Source organism: Sphingobacterium sp. BIGb0116 (genome assembly GCF_024808035.1).
Taxonomy (GTDB): Bacteria; Bacteroidota; Bacteroidia; order Sphingobacteriales; family Sphingobacteriaceae; genus Sphingobacterium; species Sphingobacterium paramultivorum.
Genome location: NZ_JANUDT010000007.1, coordinates 402281 through 420174 on the forward strand (window position 1 = coordinate 402281; position 17894 = coordinate 420174).

The 17894-nt window shown below is 40.5% G+C and carries 15 protein-coding genes; 7 read left to right on the forward strand and 8 right to left on the reverse strand.

Annotated features, from left to right (window positions below; all coding sequences use genetic code 11):
* The first annotated feature begins 209 nt into the window (after window positions 1-209).
* The gene (gene mfd / locus M2419_RS18100; protein WP_153844427.1) at window positions 210-3545 is read left to right on the forward strand and encodes a transcription-repair coupling factor; all 3336 of its coding nucleotides are present in this window, start codon (window positions 210-212) and stop codon (window positions 3543-3545) included.
* A gap of 201 nt (window positions 3546-3746) precedes the next feature.
* Window positions 3747-4937 carry a PLP-dependent aspartate aminotransferase family protein gene (locus tag M2419_RS18105; RefSeq protein ID WP_259255488.1) on the forward strand — a complete coding sequence of 397 codons (1191 nt, stop codon included), beginning with the start codon at window positions 3747-3749 and terminating at the stop codon, window positions 4935-4937.
* Window positions 4938-5022: 85 nt separating this feature from the next.
* Here the strand turns inward: M2419_RS18105 and galK are convergent, their stop codons facing one another.
* The 5 genes from galK to M2419_RS18130 form a co-directional block, all read right to left on the reverse strand.
* Window positions 5023-6177 carry a galactokinase gene (gene galK, locus M2419_RS18110; protein ID WP_153844429.1) on the reverse strand — a complete coding sequence of 385 codons (1155 nt, stop codon included), beginning with the start codon at window positions 6175-6177 and terminating at the stop codon, window positions 5023-5025.
* 1 nt (window position 6178) lies between these two features.
* Window positions 6179-7228 (reverse strand): UDP-glucose--hexose-1-phosphate uridylyltransferase, encoded by a 1050-nt coding sequence (locus M2419_RS18115; RefSeq protein ID WP_153844430.1) that lies wholly within the window; start codon window positions 7226-7228, stop codon window positions 6179-6181.
* 68 nt (window positions 7229-7296) lie between these two features.
* Entirely contained in the window at window positions 7297-8571 is a 1275-nt protein-coding gene (locus M2419_RS18120) for a metallophosphoesterase (protein ID WP_159727492.1), read from the reverse strand.
* A 12-nt stretch (window positions 8572-8583) separates the two neighbouring features.
* Window positions 8584-9618, reverse strand: coding sequence for a ferrochelatase (hemH, locus tag M2419_RS18125; protein WP_259255489.1), 1035 nt, complete (start codon window positions 9616-9618; stop codon window positions 8584-8586).
* 81 nt (window positions 9619-9699) lie between these two features.
* Entirely contained in the window at window positions 9700-10548 is an 849-nt protein-coding gene (locus M2419_RS18130; RefSeq protein ID WP_153844431.1) for a 4-hydroxy-3-methylbut-2-enyl diphosphate reductase, read from the reverse strand.
* Between the two features lie 279 nt (window positions 10549-10827).
* Between M2419_RS18130 and M2419_RS18135 the strand changes: the two genes are divergently transcribed.
* Complete coding sequence (locus M2419_RS18135) at window positions 10828-11247, forward strand: nucleoside-diphosphate kinase (protein WP_259255490.1); 420 nt, start codon at window positions 10828-10830, stop codon at window positions 11245-11247.
* A 141-nt stretch (window positions 11248-11388) separates the two neighbouring features.
* On the opposite strand, the gene ybeY is transcribed toward M2419_RS18135, so the two are convergent.
* Both ybeY and ruvX read right to left on the reverse strand, forming a co-directional pair.
* Window positions 11389-11817: an rRNA maturation RNase YbeY gene (ybeY, locus tag M2419_RS18140; RefSeq protein WP_153844432.1), complete on the reverse strand. Its 429-nt coding sequence runs from the start codon at window positions 11815-11817 to the stop codon at window positions 11389-11391.
* A 48-nt stretch (window positions 11818-11865) separates the two neighbouring features.
* Complete coding sequence (gene ruvX, locus M2419_RS18145) at window positions 11866-12279, reverse strand: Holliday junction resolvase RuvX (RefSeq protein ID WP_046671589.1); 414 nt, start codon at window positions 12277-12279, stop codon at window positions 11866-11868.
* A gap of 321 nt (window positions 12280-12600) precedes the next feature.
* On the opposite strand from ruvX, the gene def reads away from it, so the two are divergent.
* The gene (gene def, locus M2419_RS18150; protein ID WP_153844433.1) at window positions 12601-13827 is read left to right on the forward strand and encodes a peptide deformylase; all 1227 of its coding nucleotides are present in this window, start codon (window positions 12601-12603) and stop codon (window positions 13825-13827) included.
* 123 nt (window positions 13828-13950) lie between these two features.
* On the opposite strand, the gene M2419_RS18155 is transcribed toward def, so the two are convergent.
* A complete protein-coding gene (locus tag M2419_RS18155; RefSeq protein WP_088163260.1) occupies window positions 13951-14940 on the reverse strand; it encodes an aspartate-semialdehyde dehydrogenase in 990 nt (329 codons plus the stop codon).
* Window positions 14941-15516: 576 nt separating this feature from the next.
* Here M2419_RS18155 and M2419_RS18160 point away from each other — a divergent pair.
* From M2419_RS18160 to M2419_RS18170, 3 genes are all read left to right on the forward strand, one after another.
* Window positions 15517-16464, forward strand: a complete 948-nt coding sequence (locus M2419_RS18160) for an NAD-dependent epimerase/dehydratase family protein (protein ID WP_046671586.1) — start codon at window positions 15517-15519, stop codon at window positions 16462-16464.
* Window positions 16465-16466: 2 nt separating this feature from the next.
* The gene (locus M2419_RS18165) at window positions 16467-17192 is read left to right on the forward strand and encodes a YebC/PmpR family DNA-binding transcriptional regulator (RefSeq protein WP_153844434.1); all 726 of its coding nucleotides are present in this window, start codon (window positions 16467-16469) and stop codon (window positions 17190-17192) included.
* Between the two features lie 119 nt (window positions 17193-17311).
* Window positions 17312-17894, forward strand: a 583-nt coding sequence (locus tag M2419_RS18170; protein ID WP_259255492.1) for a hypothetical protein, incomplete at its 3' end; no start/stop codon positions are given.

The following is a 17894-nucleotide window of genomic DNA, read 5'->3' on the forward strand; positions in this document are numbered from 1 at the left end:
CATTGTTGGTGTTGCTCGCTTTTGCCTACACCTTTTACCTCGCGAAATAAAATCCTGCACAGATCAATCTGTTATAGCTTTTTGAGCTCCCCAAAGTCATGCCCTTCTTAACGAGGGATTCAGCCATTTTTTTACCAAAAAATTTAGTACTTCATACCCAATACTTGATACTATTTCGTTAAATTCGCAATTATTCGAAATTTTTGCTCGTGGGAATTCAAGAAATATTAGAAAAATACAGCCAAAGCGAATCTGTCCAGTCGCTCACCAAGGCTATACAATCCAAAAACCCAAAGATTCAGCTGAAAGGGCTTATTGGATCTTCGGATGCGTTCATAGCCGTATCTTCTTACAACTTACAGGAACGTCCAATGGTCTTTATCTTACCGACTCATGAGGACGCTTCTTATTTCTTAAGTGATCTGGAAAGCCTGTTGGATAAGCAGGTTCTTTTTTTCCCTTCGTCTTATCGCAAAGCTTTTGATTTTACACAAACTGACTCTGCCAATGTATTGCAACGCGCGGAGACTTTAAGTTCACTCAACCATACTTCGGAATTACCGAAAATGGTTGTGACTTATCCGGAGGCTATTGCTGAGAAAGTGATCAACCGCAACGACCTGGATAAAAATACGTTGGAAATAACAGAAAACACCGCTCTAAGTATTGATTTCATCAACGAATTTTTGATCGAATATGATTTCGAACGTGTCGACTTTGTGTATGAACCTGGGCAATTTGCGATACGCGGTGGCATTGTAGATATCTTTTCTTTTTCGAATGACCTCCCATACCGTATTGAATTCTTTGGCGATGACATCGAAAGCATACGTACATTTGACATTGAGTCCCAGCTGTCTGTCAAAAAAATCCATAAAGTAACCATTGTACCAAATGTCCAAGCGAAATTCCTAACATCTCAACACATTTCCTTATTGGAATATGTAGATCAGGACGCTACGATCTGGATCAAAGACGCTCAATTTACATTAGATATTGTAAAAGATGGGTTAAAGAAGGCGGAAAAATTATGGGCGGGACTAACAGATAAGCAGAAAAAAGACAATCCCGAATGGCATAACCCAGCCTATGAGTTTACAGATGAGAAGAATCTCAATGCCTTATTCTTTGAGTTCCCAATCATCGAATTCGGTAAACAGTTCTTTTATAAAGCTGAGGTAACACTCAAGTTCGATATCCACCCGCAACCTTCGTTCAATAAGGATTTTAATCTCTTAATCCATAATTTCAAAGAGAATGAGAGCCAGCGGATCCAGAATCTGATCTTTTCAGATTCAACCAAACAGGTAGAACGTATCTATACGATTCTAGAAGATCTTGATAAATCGGCGACCTTCATTCCGATTCATAAAGCTTTACGGGAAGGTTTTAGAGACGACAGTTTAAAGTTGGCCTGTTACACGGATCACCAAATATTTGACCGCTATTATAAATATAAACGTAAGAAGGCTTACGAGCGCTCACAGGCAATTACACTCAAAGATCTACGGGATCTTAAACCGGGCGATTTCATTACCCACATTGACCATGGTGTCGGCCGCTACGGTGGTTTGGAAAAAGTGGACGTCAACGGTAAGTCCCAGGAAATGATCCGCTTGATCTATGCGGACAATGACCTTTTGTATGTGAACATCAACTCCTTAAACCGCATTTCCAAATATTCCGGCAAAGAGGGTACTGTTCCCAAAATGAATAAATTGGGTACCGACGCCTGGGACAAACTCAAGAAGACGACCAAGAAAAAAGTCAAGGATATTGCGCGCGACCTGATCATGCTTTATGCCAAACGAAAGGCCCAGCATGGAAATGCTTTCTCACCGGATAGTTACCTACAGAATGAACTGGAGGCTTCCTTTATCTACGAAGATACCCCCGATCAGGAAAAAGCTACTGCCGATGTAAAAAAAGATATGGAGTCTCCACATCCAATGGATCGATTGGTCTGTGGGGATGTTGGTTTCGGAAAAACGGAGATCGCTATCCGTGCGGCTTTCAAAGCCGTAGCAGACAGTAAACAGGTTGCCGTGCTTGTACCGACGACAATTCTTGCGCTACAGCATTATCGGACTTTTTCGGAACGACTAAAGGGGCTCCCATGCACGATCGACTATATCAACCGTTTCAAGACACCTAAGCAGATTAAAGATACGTTAGCAAGGCTTGCCGAAGGGAAAATAGACATTATCATTGGCACCCACCGCCTTGTTAGCAAAGATGTCAAATTCAAAGATCTTGGCCTAATGATCATTGATGAGGAACAAAAGTTTGGCGTTACCGTAAAGGAAAAATTGAAAGTCATGCGTGCGAATGTAGACTCGCTGACATTGACAGCAACGCCAATTCCAAGAACATTGCACTTTTCATTAATGGGGGCCCGCGATCTGAGTATCATTTCGACTCCCCCACCCAACCGTCAGCCTGTACAGACCGAACTCCACGTTTTCAATGAAACACTGATCGGGGAGGCCGTCAGTTACGAACTTGATCGTGGTGGACAGGTATTCTTTATCCATAATCGTGTTGCAGATCTTCCGCAGCTGGGCAATTTGATCCGTAAGCTGGTTCCAGGAGCCCGCGTCGGTGTTGCACATGGCCAACTTGAAGGTGATGAGCTCGAGGATGTGATGCTTAAGTTTATCAATCACGATTTCGATGTCTTAATCGCAACAACGATTATTGAAGCAGGTCTTGATATTCCAAACGCGAATACGATTATTATTAATCATGCACATATGTTCGGACTAAGTGACCTGCACCAAATGCGGGGCCGGGTCGGTCGCTCCAATAAAAAGGCTTTCTGTTATTTACTGAGTCCGCCATTATCGACTTTAACACCGGAGGCCTATAAACGACTTTCTGCTATAGAAGAATTTTCTGAACTGGGCTCTGGATTTAATGTTGCCATGCGCGATTTGGATATACGTGGCTCGGGAAACCTATTAGGTGGCGAACAGTCGGGATTTATTGCAGAGATCGGTTTCGAGATGTATCATAAAATCTTGGACGAAGCTATTCAGGAACTGAAAGAGGATGAGTTCTCAGCAGTATTCGCTGACGAGAAAGAACGAAAATATGTGTCCTTTACGCAGATTGACACCGACCTTGAGGTATTGATCCCTGATGAATATGTAACCAATATTACGGAACGGTATAATTTGTATACTGAACTATCCAAATTGGAAAACGAGCAGCAATTGGCAGCGTTTGAAAAAGAACTTGAAGATCGCTTTGGCCCTATCCCACGAGAAGTATTTGAATTATTCAATACACTCCGTTTACAGTGGTTTGGCAAAACGATCGGATTCGAAAAAATAGCGTATAAAAAGCATACACTGAAAGGTTATTTTGTCAATAACCCCAAGTCGAGCTACTTTGAATCTGATCAATTCGGCCGAGTACTGTCCTTTGTACAAAGCCATCCGGAGATCAGCAACCTCAAAGAAGTCAAAGGCCAGCTTCGTTTAGCGTTAAACAATGTGAATACCATTGGTTATGCGTTGAGCCTTCTGAAAGAAATGCTGTAAGACATATTGATGCATCCGATATAAATAAAATCTACATATTGAGTAGATTTTATTTATATTTGATATACAAGACAAACCTTCTTCGAGCTGTTAGCACCAACAGTGCTTTCAAACGAGCTAAGGGTTCCTTACGATCAAAGATTCGACAAGATCGAGTTATGGATACTTAAGGCAATACAAGCATCAATCAATATTATTAGTATGGCTACCAATACCGAAACGATACTCGTCCATGAAGGACAGCAATTCAACCAGACATCTGCAGTAACTACTCCAATCTATCAGACATCCACATACATTGCAGATCCTGACCCAACGGAATACATCAAGGCTGCTACCGAACCGAAACACCCTTATTTTTATCATCGTCATGGCAACCCGACGAATAGCCAAGTAGCGTCCATCCTAGCAAAATTGGAAAAAACGGAGGATGCACTTGTATTTGCAACAGGTATGGCAGCGATCAGTACAGCCATATTGGCCATCGTTAAATCGGGCGATCATATTGTCGCCCAACATGCACATTATTCCGGAACAGCTATTTTCTTTAAAGAGTTCCTAACGGATTATGGCATCACGGTTACGGCTGTGGATCAAACAGATGTTTCAGCGTTTGAAAAAGCTATTCAGGCAAATACCAAGCTGATTTATATAGAGACTCCATCGAATCCAAATCTCAACATTAGCGATTTAAAAGCACTCGGAGAGCTTGCCAAACAGCATGGAATCCAGAGCATGGTTGATAATACATTTGCGTCCCCTATCAACCAAACCCCCACAGATTTTGGAATAGACGTCGTTGTTCACAGCGCCACGAAATATTTGGGCGGACACAGCGACCTCACTGCAGGTATCGTCTGCGGTACGCAGAACTATATCGCCAGCGTATGGAAACGATCCGTCGCTTTGGGAGCATCACTCGCACCGCTTGATTCTTGGTTACTATTACGGGGATTGAAAACATTAAGTCTACGCGTCAAACAGATCAATATAAATGCGCTGAAGCTGGCCGAATTTCTGGATCAACATCCAAAAATCAAAAAAGTCAGTTATCCTGGATTACCCAATCATCCACAACATGAGCTCGCAGCCCAACAAATGAACGGTTTCTCGGGTATGCTTTGCATCGATGTCAATGGTAAAGATGAAGAAGAGGCATTTTTAAATGCGCAGAAACTCATCAATGGGCTGCATATATTTATCAATGCAGCCAGTTTGGGAGGGGTCGAATCGCTTATTGTACACCCCGCGAGTATGTGGGGCGGTCATCATACGAAGGAACAGAAAGAAGCTTCCGGAATCACGCTAGGCATGTTGCGCATCTCTGTTGGAATTGAGCATGCCGATGATCTAATCGCCGACTTAAAACAGGCATTAGACCAGCTTAACTAGGACTTGTGTGGTAAGTCGTTATCAAAAAAGACAAAAAATAAGGGGAATAACATGTTCATGTTATTCCCCTTACTGTACCTATGTCTTATGAAAGTACGCGGGTACCATCGGCAATCCTGACCTGAATAACCGAAAGTTCTTTATCAAATTTCTGTTTGTATTCTTTTTCGAGTGTTGGCAAAATTGAAGGTAATACACCTTCTTTGACGATATTGATTGTACAGCCACCGAAACCGCCACCCATCATTCGGGCACCGATCACCTCAGGAAATTGCTTGACGTAATCCACTAAATAATCCAGTTCCGGACAACTGACTTCATACACTTTACTTAATCCCTCATGGCTCTGAAAAATATACTGTCCAAGCTGAACAACATCTCCTGAACGTAGTGCATCACACGATTTCTCTACGCGTTCATTCTCACGGACCACAAAGCTAGCTTTCGCATAAATATCGGCATCTTTATCTTTCACCAATTCATCAAGCATCGCTATGGTTACATCACGCAGGTTCTTGACTTCCGGGTATTTTTCCTGTACCCATGCAGACGCCTGTTCGCATTGTTCACGACGTGTATTGTAAGCTGTAGAAGCTAATGAGTGTTTTACGTTTGTATTCAATAACACAACTTCATAACCCTTAAGATCAAGTGGAACATACTCGAAACCCAAAGTACGGCAATCCAGTTTGATGACATTTTTCTCTTTACCAAAGGCTGAAGCAAACTGATCCATGATACCACACATCACACCAGCATAGGTATGTTCGGCCTTTTGTGCAATCTGTGGAATCTCAAGTCGTTCGACCTGCAAATCGAACAATTCGCTGAGTGCTAAGGTAACGGCACATTCAACGGCTGCTGAAGACGATAATCCGGCTCCCAATGGCACATCGCCATCGATATACAGGTTGAATCCACCTAGCGTTGCCCCACGTTTCTGATACTGATCAACTACCCCGAGAATATAGTTTGGCCAATGTTTTTCTGAGATTGCAATATCTGCTAGTTTTACCTCATGACGCTCTTTATAATCTTCCGCATAAAGCACAATGTTATCATCCGATCGCTTACTTACAGCAACGTATATTGCTTTGTCAATTGCGGCAGGCAATACAAATCCATCGTTATAATCCGTATGTTCTCCAATAATATTAATCCGTCCGGGGGAAGTAACGACAAGAGGTTCCTCCTGGTAGAGTTCTTTAAATTTATTTACAATTGTATCTTTTGTTATCATCTTATTTAGCTTTATAATGTACTGTCGAACAATTTCGCAACTGTTCTGCGGCAACTTCCGGTGTGATATCACGTTGTGGATTTGCTAGCATCTCATAACCTACCATAAACTTTTTAACAGTAGCAGAACGTAACAGTGGCGGATAAAAGTGCATATGCCAGTGCCACTCCGGGTGGTCTCCATCATTTACCGGCGCTTGATGCATTCCTGCAGAATAGGGGAAGGATGTTTTGAAGAGATTGTCATAACGCGTTGTCAGCAACTTGAGGATAGCGGCAAAATCCGTCTTTTCCTTTTCGTCAAACCCAGCAATGTTTTGGATAGATCGTTTGCTGACAATCATCGTTTCGTAAGGCCAGGCAGCCCAAAAAGGGACTAGAGAAACAAAAGAATCATTTTCGTCAATAATGCGCTCCTCTTTTCTCAACTCTGCTTTAACATAATCTGATAGGATTGTACGTTGATATTTATTGAAATATTGCTGTTGTTGAACGCATTCTTTTTGGATTTCTACAGGCAAATGATTTTGTGACCAGATCTGTCCGTGGGGATGTGGATTACTACAGCCCATGATCGCACCTTTATTTTCGAAAATTTGAATGTATTTGATCCAGTCAACCTTGGACAGTTCAACAAATTCCTTCTGCCAAAGATCAATCACTGATTTGATTGCGGCCTGATCCATTTCGGGTAGTGTAAGATCGTGGCGTGGAGTGAATGCAATTACCTTACAGATCCCTCTTTCGGTCTCTGCGACAAATAATTCATCCTCATTAAATTCTTGCTGGCTTGTATCTTTTAATAAAGCCGAGAAATCGTTCACGAAGACAAAACTTTCTTTATAATCTGGATTGATATCACCGTCTGCTCGTTTATTTGTCGGACACAAATAGCATTGTGGATCATATTCCGGTCTATTATCCCCGGGAAGATCCTCCACTTGCCCTTGCCATGGTCTTTTACTACGATGCGGAGACACAAGTACTTTTTCCCCGGTAAGAATATTAACACGTGTGTGGGGAGAGTCCCCAAAGTTTAAAGTTGATTGCATGTTATGTATAACTGGTGTACAGAATACACAATTATAGCTATATTAACTCAAAAGTCAAAGGGGATTTTTTAGGCTTTAAACTTTGGGTCTTGCGCTTTTAGCAATTCGAATATGGTAATTTCAGGCAGAATTCCAACGCGTCCCGGATAACCCAAAAAACCATAGCCGACATTAACATATAATCGTTTGTTCTGTTGTTCACGATATAGCCCTGCCCATTCCTTATAGATATATTGTACTGGACTCCATTGCAACATCTCGGATCTTACGCCAAATTGCATACCGTGTGTATGTCCGGCAAACATCACATCCACGTCGGTATCCAATACCTGAGCCCGCCAATGCGACGGGTCGTGAGATAACAGCAACTTGACAGGCTGCTCTTCGGTACCCATTAAAGCTTTCTTGATATCACCATGTTTCGGAAAACGGCCTGTGCCCCAATTCTGAACCCCGACAATACAAAGCTCTTCACCGTCGACCTTAATCTTGCGATTTTCATCCATTAACAGATCCCAGCCCATGATTTTATGAACATCGATCACATCCTTGAGGTTCTTGCGTTTAGCAGGAGAATCTTCTTTACCATAATAATAGTCACCATAGTCATGGTTACCTAATGTAGAAAACACACCTAAATCAGATTTCACACGAGCAAAAATATCTTGATAACCGCGCATTTCAGAAGCTTGGGCATTCACAATATCACCGGTAAAAAATGTCACATCAGCCTTTTCCTTTAAAAGCATATCAATACCACCGTTGACAGCCTTTTTATTGTAGAAAGATCCCGAGTGCACATCTGAAATCTGCGCGATGGTCATTCCATGAAATGCTTTGGGCAAATTTGGCAAATACAACGGTACTCTCCTTACACGATAGTCGTAGGCTCCTGAAATAATACCCCAGCTCAATGGTATCAAGGGTGAGGCACCGACCAGAATACCAGCTTTGGTCAAAAACTCGGATCGGCTAATCCCTTTCACCGGATTTTCCGGTAAAGGGTCTCCGGCATCTTCAACTAGGTCTTCAATAGATCTCTTTTTTGTAAATAGACGTTTTAACCATACACCACCGCGTCGGATATCATCAATTAACAAAATCAAAAAGAAAAATATCTTTGATGCGGCAGTCAGAAAAAAGGCGACTAAAATAACCGACCGTACGATTAAAGGAATACTATATTGTGCTGAGATAAAAACCCCTAATAGTAGTAAAACAGAATAAGACCACCAGAGGATGGAAAATAATTTTGTTTTGGGAAATTTGATCTTCGTTGCACGGAGCGCAAAGAAAATATAAAAATCCAATATGAGTAATACACACGCGTTTACGAACAACATCTTTTACCTATTTTAGTTTTTGGCATTGAGTGCCAATTGTTTTAAAGACTCGATCCATTTGGGATCATCGTTAAGACTTTCTACCAAACAAACCTCTTCTCCACCTAAGTGCTTAAATTCATTAGCATATTCCACGCCAATTTCATCAATGGTCTCGATACAATCCGCCACAAAAGCAGGACTGAAAATTAATAACTTCTTATAACCTTTCGCGGCAAGGTCGTGCAACAAATCCGAGGTATATGGCTGTATCCAGGGCTCTTTACCTAACCGGGATTGAAAGCAAAGCGAATATTGTTCTTTTTTTAACCCAAGTTTTGCAGCTATCGTCCGTGTTGTTGCATAACATTGCGAGAGATAGCAGTATGAATTGGCTGTCGTTTTACAGGAATCACAGCCTGATTCAGGGCATTTGAGCTGACCTGTCGGATCCACTTTGCCAAGCTGTCGCACAGGAAGGCCATGATAGCTAAAGACAAAATGGTCAAAACTTCCCAAATCGTGCCTGCGGGCATGATCTGCATAAGTTTCTGCCATCAAATCGTCTGTACAGAAATTGCTTACGAAACTGATTTCTGGTAGATAATTCCATTTGCGGATTAGCTCCATGACACGATCAATGACCGAGCCCGATGTTGCTGAAGCGTACTGTGGAAATAAAGGGATTACGCGAATGGACTCCAAAAATAGACCTTCCATATTTTTCAATGCAGCCTCAATCGATGGGTTTTGGTAACGCATCGCTAATTCGACATGATATTCTTCACCCAATGCCTCTTGAAGCAGATCACGTTGCAAAATACTGTAATGCATCAAAGGTGATCCCGTTTCTTTATCCCAGATCGTTTCGTAAACTTTTGCAGATTTGGGAGCACGTGTACGTGCAATGATTCCCTTTACCAATAAGGTTCGTTGAAAATAAGGAATATCAATGACACGTGGATCCATTAAGAACTCCGTTAAATACTTTTTTACATCTGGAGTAGTGGGACTATCAGGTGTACCCAATTGTACTAAAAGAATACCTTTTTTGCCTTTATTGCTCATAGCTTACAAAGCTACGCAAAAAAGAATGCACTCGGGATCTAAACCGCGGAATTATGAAATATCTGTGACGGGTAATTGTGCTTATAATGCTTCTAAACTTGCTTTTACGTCTTTCATCAACCACATTGGCGTTGAAGTAGCACCACAGATACCAATGCGGTCATTTTCGGCAAAGACCGATGCATCTAACTCAGCTGGATCAGAAATAAAATAACTAGCGGGATTGGCGTTTTGACAAACTTCAAACAATACCTTTCCATTGGAGGATTTCTTACCCGATACAAAGACGATTTTATCGTATTGTCTGGCGAAAGCACCAAGATCTTCGTATCGATTGGAAACCTGTCGACAGATGGTATCATTGGCCTTCACTTCATACCCGCGCTTGATTAGTTCGTCTTTGATAGCATAAAATTTATCTACACTTTTTGTTGTTTGGCTATATAGGGTAAATGAGGCCGGCAATTCGACCTGATCCAATTCGGAAATATCCTGAAAAACCAAGGCTTCATTATTTGTCTGCCCCTGCAAACCGATCACTTCAGCATGCCCATGCTTCCCGAAGATTAAAATTTTGTCCTTTTGATCGAACGAGGTTTTTATACGGTTCTGCAATTTAAGCACCACTGGACAAGAGGCATCTATCAAGGTAATGTTATTTTCCAAAGCAATGCGATAGGTTTCGGGCGCTTCACCGTGGGCACGGATCAATACCTTTTCATTGCTCAACGTTGGCAGAGCAGCATGGTCGATAATCCGTAAGCCTTTTGCTTTCAATCGAGCAACTTCCTCATCATTATGAACAATATCTCCCAAACAATAAAGATACCCCTCTTCCGCCAAGATCTCCTCCGCCATATCAATAGCGTATACCACTCCAAAGCAAAAGCCTGAATCTTTATCGATGTCTACTGTTAGATTTAATGCCATAATATCACAAAGTTACATATTCGTATTGAACTTAGATAAATTGTTTTATTACTTTTCTAGTAACGGTCACATACAAAGCCTTGTTACATACCGAGAAAAAACAGCTGATTAGGAGCATGCGAAACGTCTATTTCAATATAACCATATTTTCGAGGCGTATAAGATTTAGCGATAAGGATCACATCAGCCAGTTGGCTTATCAATAATTGTGTCTATATGAAGCGTAATGATATTGCATATGAAAAGCAATTTATCTAATTTTGCAAAAAAATTAAAATAATGGCAACTAACAGAACTTTTACGATGATCAAACCTGACGCAGTAGCGAACGGTCACATCGGTGCAATCTTAAACGATATCATTGCTGGTGGTTTTAAAATCATTGCAATGAAATACATCCAACTTTCTCAAGAGACAGCTGGTGCATTCTATGCAGTACACAAAGAGCGTCCTTTCTATGGTGAGTTGGTAAAATTTATGACTTCAGGTCCTATTGTTGCTGCAATCTTGGAAAAAGATAATGCTGTTGAAGATTTCCGTACATTGATCGGCGCGACTAATCCTGCTGATGCAACGGAAGGTACAATCCGTAACAAATATGCTAAATCTATTGACGCAAACGCTATCCATGGATCGGATTCAGATGAGAATGCTGCTATCGAAGGAAACTTCTTCTTCTCTCAATTTGAAAGATTCTAGTCGTTAGAAACAACATAAAAAAAGCGCTTTACAAATTGTAAAGCGCTTTTTTTATGTTGTTTCCTTCTCACTCTCGAGTAAAATAGAACCTTCAACCGGTTCACCGAACCGTCGGCCCTAACGACAGCACGAAGGAGTATGTTAAAAGTTTCTTTGACCTAGATATTCATCCTCCTTGGCGGTCATCTTTGCTTTATCTGCCGGCTTTTTATCCGGATAGCCACACAGGTGCATTACACCATGAATGATAATCCGATGAAGCTCGTCACGCACATCAACCTTAAATTTTTCGGCATTCTCCTGAATACGTTCCACGCTGATAAAAATATCACCAGCGATGGTGTCATCATATTCGGAAGAATCAAAAGTAACGATATCAGTATAGGTATCGTGATTTAAATACTGCTTATTGATTTCAAGTAAGTAAGCATCCGAGCAAAGGATAAAACTCAATTCGCCTACACGTTTAAATCCTTCGGATTTGATGGCATCAGCAATCCATTGACGAATCTTTCCCTTTTCTTTTAATTTGAAATCCGTATCCTCGGTAAAAAATAATATGCTCTTCATCCTTCTATTTTTTATTCATTTTTGTTTGACTTATCAGTCGTTGTGTATCTAAAAATTACGGCTATCCATGTAGCTTTGCAAAATGATCGTTGCAGACACGGTATCAATTAGTCCTTTTTGTTGACGGTCCTTCTTTTTTTTCCCACTTTGTGCAATCGCTGCAGAAGCCATTTTAGAAGTAAAACGCTCATCTATTTCGGCGACAGCAATTGCGGGATAAGTCTTCTTCAGTTTCCGAATAAAACCGACAACATGCTGTGCGGATTCCGAATCTGTCCCATCCAGCTGCCGTGGCTTGCCTACAACAAACGTTTCCACCTGTTCTGTCTGTAAATAATCAGCTAAGTATGTCCAGATATCCTGCGGATGTACTGTCGTCAATGCTGTAGCGATAATTTGCATTGGATCGGTCACCGCAACCCCTATTCGTTTTGTACCGTAATCAAAGGCCATCAATCTCATGGATATATATTTTTTACAAAAATACAAAGTAGTCCTGAGTATTACACAGGAAGATTTAATATTTCAATTGGACTCCGCTTTCTAATACATTCTCTTCTCGTTTTTGATCTTTTAATTTTGATCTTTTAATCAAAAAAAACTATAACTTTGATAGACTATTTAACAACGACAAGCTAACTTGCTTTTTGAGGCAATAGATCACCGAATTCAATCTGATCATAGCGGGCCTATAGACTTACCTATAGGCACACTGATCAAAACAACATCAAAAGCAATGCGGCATTTGGCTGTGCGAAATCGGAAGAATAAATATTTAAACAAATGAAAAAAACACTTATTGTCAGTTTCCTTTTGGCCTTATGCTTGAGTACACATGCTCAAAGTAAATATGAGCAACAAATTACCGCTCTTCGTGAAAAAAAAGCCACTGAATTGGCGAAAGAACAATATGGCCCATTGAAATCAGATCAAGTAGCATTTTTGGATTACTTTCCCGTAGATGCGGGCTATAAAGTCAACGCCAAAATTGAAGTTTTGTTTGACGAACCGGTATTTCGGATGCCAACCTACGATGGCACAAGCAACGAGTACAAACGCTACGCCATCATTACCTTTACTCTTCATGGAAAACAACATACGTTGAATATCTACCAAAGTGTCGCATTATTTCAAAATCCAGCATACAAAAACCATTTATTTTTACCATTTTTAGATTTAACAAATGGTCAGGAAAGCTATAGTGGGGGCCGGTATATTGATTTATCAACAGACGACATTAAAGGAAACAATGTTGAGATAGACTTTAACAAAGCCTATAATCCGTATTGCGCTTATAGCAATGGCTACCGTTGCCCAGTCCCCCCAGTTGAGAACAATTTAGAAACAAAAATTATGGCCGGAGAAAAAGCATTTCATAAGTCAAAGAATGAAAGACCAGTCAACCTTAACGCAGGACAGGAGTTCAGTGCTGCCGACAAGAAAATCATTTTATCAGGAGATGAAAATGCAATTCTTCGCGTATTGCAAACAACAGACGATAAAGATCTGAAAGTTTTAAAAGCTACAAGCAGTGATGTCAAATACAACGACCCATTGATTGAGTCTCTTTCCAAAAGAATGTTCGCGACTGTACGTGATCCCAATCACCCCGGTGTAGGCATTGCAGCGCCACAAATCGGTATAAATAAAAATCTAATCTGGGTACAGCGATTTGACAAACCAGATCAACCATTTGAATTTTATGTAAATCCTAAAATTTTATGGCGCTCCAAACTGAAACGCAAAGGCGCCGAAGGCTGTCTTTCTATCCCTAATCGTAAAGAGGATGTATTACGGAGTTATGCTATCCGCCTACAATACATCAATAAAGAAGGTAAAGTTATCGAAGAAAATATCGAGGGTTTTACTGCTGTTATTTTTCAGCACGAAACGGATCATCTTTTCGGCATTCTATTTCCAGATCGACTGGAAGAGCAAAGCAAAGAAGCCTATGCGCCGTTGAATGACAAGATTGAGTTTTCTATCCAACCCACAACATTGACGCCATAATTTCTAGCCCCAGTATCAAGGGCCAAATCATAAGTATATAAATTGTGATTTGATGATAGTACAAAAAGAGCCCCCATGAACGAATTCGTGGGGGCTCCATATTTATTATGGAATCTACTTGAGTTAGATCAATCCTTTTTCGGCCAATAACTCCGCTACCTGAACTGCATTTGTTGCAGCACCTTTACGTAAGTTATCCGCTACTACCCACATGTTAAGGGTATTTGGCTGAGATTCATCACGACGGATACGTCCTACAAAAACCTCATCTCTGCCGTGTGCATCCTTTGGCATTGGATATTGTAATGACGCAGGATCGTCAACAACAATACAGCCACTTTGCGCCGCTAAAGCTGCACGTACATCATTCAAATCAAAGTCATTTTCAAATTCGATATTCAATGATTCCGAGTGTCCTCCCATAACTGGAATACGCACTGTCGTTGCAGTTACTTTAATAGAATCATCACGCATGATTTTATTTGTTTCCAAAATCATCTTCATTTCCTCTTTCGTGTATCCATTTTCTTGAAAAACATCAATATGAGGAATAACGTTCAAATCAATCTGATAAGGATAAGCTTTTTCACCATCTTTTCCGGCACGTTCATCCATTAACTGGTTAACGGCCTTAACACCAGTACCTGTTACAGATTGGTAAGTAGAAACTACAACACGTTTGATTTTATATTTATCATGTAATGGCTTTAAAGCCACCACCATTTGTATAGTTGAGCAATTCGGGTTTGCAATAATCTTGTCTTCAGCAGATAACACATCGCCATTTACTTCTGGAACCACCAACTTTTTCGTTGGGTCCATACGCCATGCCGAAGAATTGTCGATCACTGTAATTCCAGCTTCAGCAAATTTAGGCGCGAATTCTTTCGAGGTATCACCACCAGCAGAAAATAACGCAACATCAGGTTTCAAAGCAATAGCCTCAGATGGTGTAACCACCTTATACTTCTTTCCCTTGAATTCAATTTCCTTACCCTTACTACGCTCTGAAGCTACTGGAATTAATTCTGTTACTGGGAAATTTCGCGCCGCCAACACGGTTAGCATCTCAGTACCTACAAGGCCTGTTGCGCCGACTACTGCCACTTTCATTTTTGTCTGTGTTTAAATTGTGTATATAAAATTGTTATTTGATTTTGTTTTTAGTTGATTCTTGAAGAATGAATTCTTCAAATTTAAAAAATATTCCCTAATTCCACTATTAAAATAACAAAATATTACTCCCTCTGCTAAAAATATCACAACATTAAGAATTTTTCCTCCATAATTGCTAAAAAAGAAATCCGTGCATCCCATAACTATTGCTAAAAATCAAGATTAAAGCAATTCAAAAAAAATAAAAATTTTCGCTGCTTATTCAAAAAAAAAGAACAAACGATTGAAACAGTTTAAAATCTCATAAAAACAGTCCCAAGAGTCTAAAAATTAGCATTTTTTCCCTACTTCCTAAAAGGCCACAAAGTTGATAGATACTGAAAAGCCTTTATATTTGCATCATAAACCGCCATGGTTGAAATTTCATTTTTCATTACATGATGAAACGTAAATTATGTCAGGCTAGATCTTATCATATCGATAGGAAGAAACGAGCGAAGCGATTCATTTATATTCTTGAGCATGGACACTCATTATAGTGAAAGCAGGAGCTTCATAAAATAAAACTTACAAATGAAAGAAAGCATTATTATCATTGGTGCAAATGGCCAGATCGGCACAGAATTAGCTATCGCCTTGCGCAAAAAATTTGGTGCAGAGAATGTTGTAACCACTGACATTAGAGAACCACAGATTAAAAGCCCTGACGAAAATTTCGAAATCGCTAATGTCCTTGACAAAAATGGACTCGAGACATTATTTCAACAATATAAACCTACTCAAGTATATCTATTAGCTGCCATGCTTTCGGCTACAGGTGAAAAATACCCTGAGAAGGCTTGGGAATTGAATATGAATGGTCTATTGAATGTTCTTGATCTAGCCGTAAGCTATAAAGTTTCAAAGATATTTTGGCCAAGCTCAATCGCTGTTTTTGGACCGCATTCTCCGAAAACAAATACCGAACAATATTGCGTAATGGATCCGAACACGATTTATGGTATCAGCAAACTTGCAGGTGAGCGTCTCATTGAATGGTATCAGGAACACCGCGGTCTGGATATTCGCAGTGTCCGCTATCCGGGCATCATTTCTTGGAAAACGGAACCAGGAGGTGGCACAACGGATTATGCAGTCGATATTTTTTATGAAGCATTAAAAACCGGGACATACGCCTGCTTCTTATCTGAAAACACAGCATTACCCATGTTATATATGGAAGATGCCATCCGTGGTACACTCGAATTAATGGATGCACCGAAGGAAAGCCTAAGCATTCGCCACAGTTATAACCTTGGTGGTATTACATTTACTCCAAAAGAACTTGCACAAGAAATTAAAAAAATTCTTCCTAATTTTGCAATCTCTTACATCGAGAACGATCCAAGACAACAGATTGCCGATTCATGGCCTGCTAGTCTAGATGATTCTTATGCGAGAAAAGACTGGAACTGGACGCCGGAATTTGACATCCAGAAGATGACAGTCGACATGATTGAAAATCTTAAAAACAAAATATAACAATGGGAAGAGCTTTCGAATTCAGAAAAGAGCGGAAATTCAAACGCTGGGCCAAAATGGCCGTTCAATTTACACGTTTAGGTAAAGAAATCGCCATGGCGGTTAAAGAAAGCGGCCCTCACCCTGAAACCAACTCGAGACTTCGTACAGCAATACACAATGCCAAGGCAGTAAATATGCCCAAGGATCGTATCGAAGCCGCAATCAAACGTGCTTCAGAAAAAGATTCAAAAGGTTACGAAGAATATGTATACGAAGGCTATGGCCCTCATGGTGTACCTGTTTTAATTGAAACTGCAACAGATAACACCAACCGCACCGTAGGAAACATCCGTAGCTATTTTACAAAAGCAGGTGGTTCATTAGGGAAGACAGGATCATTGGATTTTATTTTCAATCGTAAATCCATTTTCCGCTTTGCTGCAACAGAGGAACTGGACTTAGAAGAGCTTGAATTAGAGTTGATCGATGGAGGCTTAGAAGAATTGTACGTAGAAGCTGATGAAGAAGGCAATGATATTGCTGTCGTTCAAACTTCCTTCGAAGACTTTGGTAATATGCAAAAATTACTCGAAGAAAAGGGAATTGAAGTAACATCTGCAAAATTGGAACGTATCGCTTTATCGCATTCAGATATTACGGAAGAACAAGCTGCTGATGTGTTGAAGATGATCGATAAAATCGAAGAAGATGACGATGTTCAAGCAGTTTACCATAACATGGCTTAAGCTATTGAACCTATAAAACAATAAAAAAGAGCGCTAGTCGCTCTTTTTTATTTTAGGCCTCCCAGCTGCGTCAGAAAAATTACTACATTTGTAATAGACTATATTAAACTCATAACAGGATGACTTTTGAAGAATTTTTCATAAAAAAGAAAATTGATTTAAAAGCTTTACAAGCTGCAGATGGACCTTTATTTGAAGAGTTCAAAGCACATTATTCTGCTATGGGAGAAAAGAGTTTTGACCACAGCAAAAAGTTTTGGTTCAACAAGCTCCGAAAAAGTTTCCATCTAGCAGAGGAGGAAACTGTCATTGCAAAACCTATTCTAAAACAGGTTATCGCTGATATTGCACCCGACACCTCCGGTGTTGCGGCAACAAAACCAGCAGGCTTTAAACCACGATTCAAGGCACCGCCTACAGCCGTAGAAGATGAAGTCAAGGCAACATCCAAAAAGGAAATAACTGATTCAGCGGAATCCACTCCTGATTCAATACCGACAGGCTTCAAACCAAGGTTCAAAGCTGGAGTAACCAAAGCTCCTGATGCAGCCGCAAGCACATCTGTACCAGAAGAAAAAACCGACGAGGCAACAAACTCCGCTCCAAAACCGACAGGCTTCAAACCAAGGTTCAAAGCTGGAGTAACCAAAGCTCCTGATGCAGCCGCAAGCACATCTGTACCAGAAGAAAAAACCGACGAGG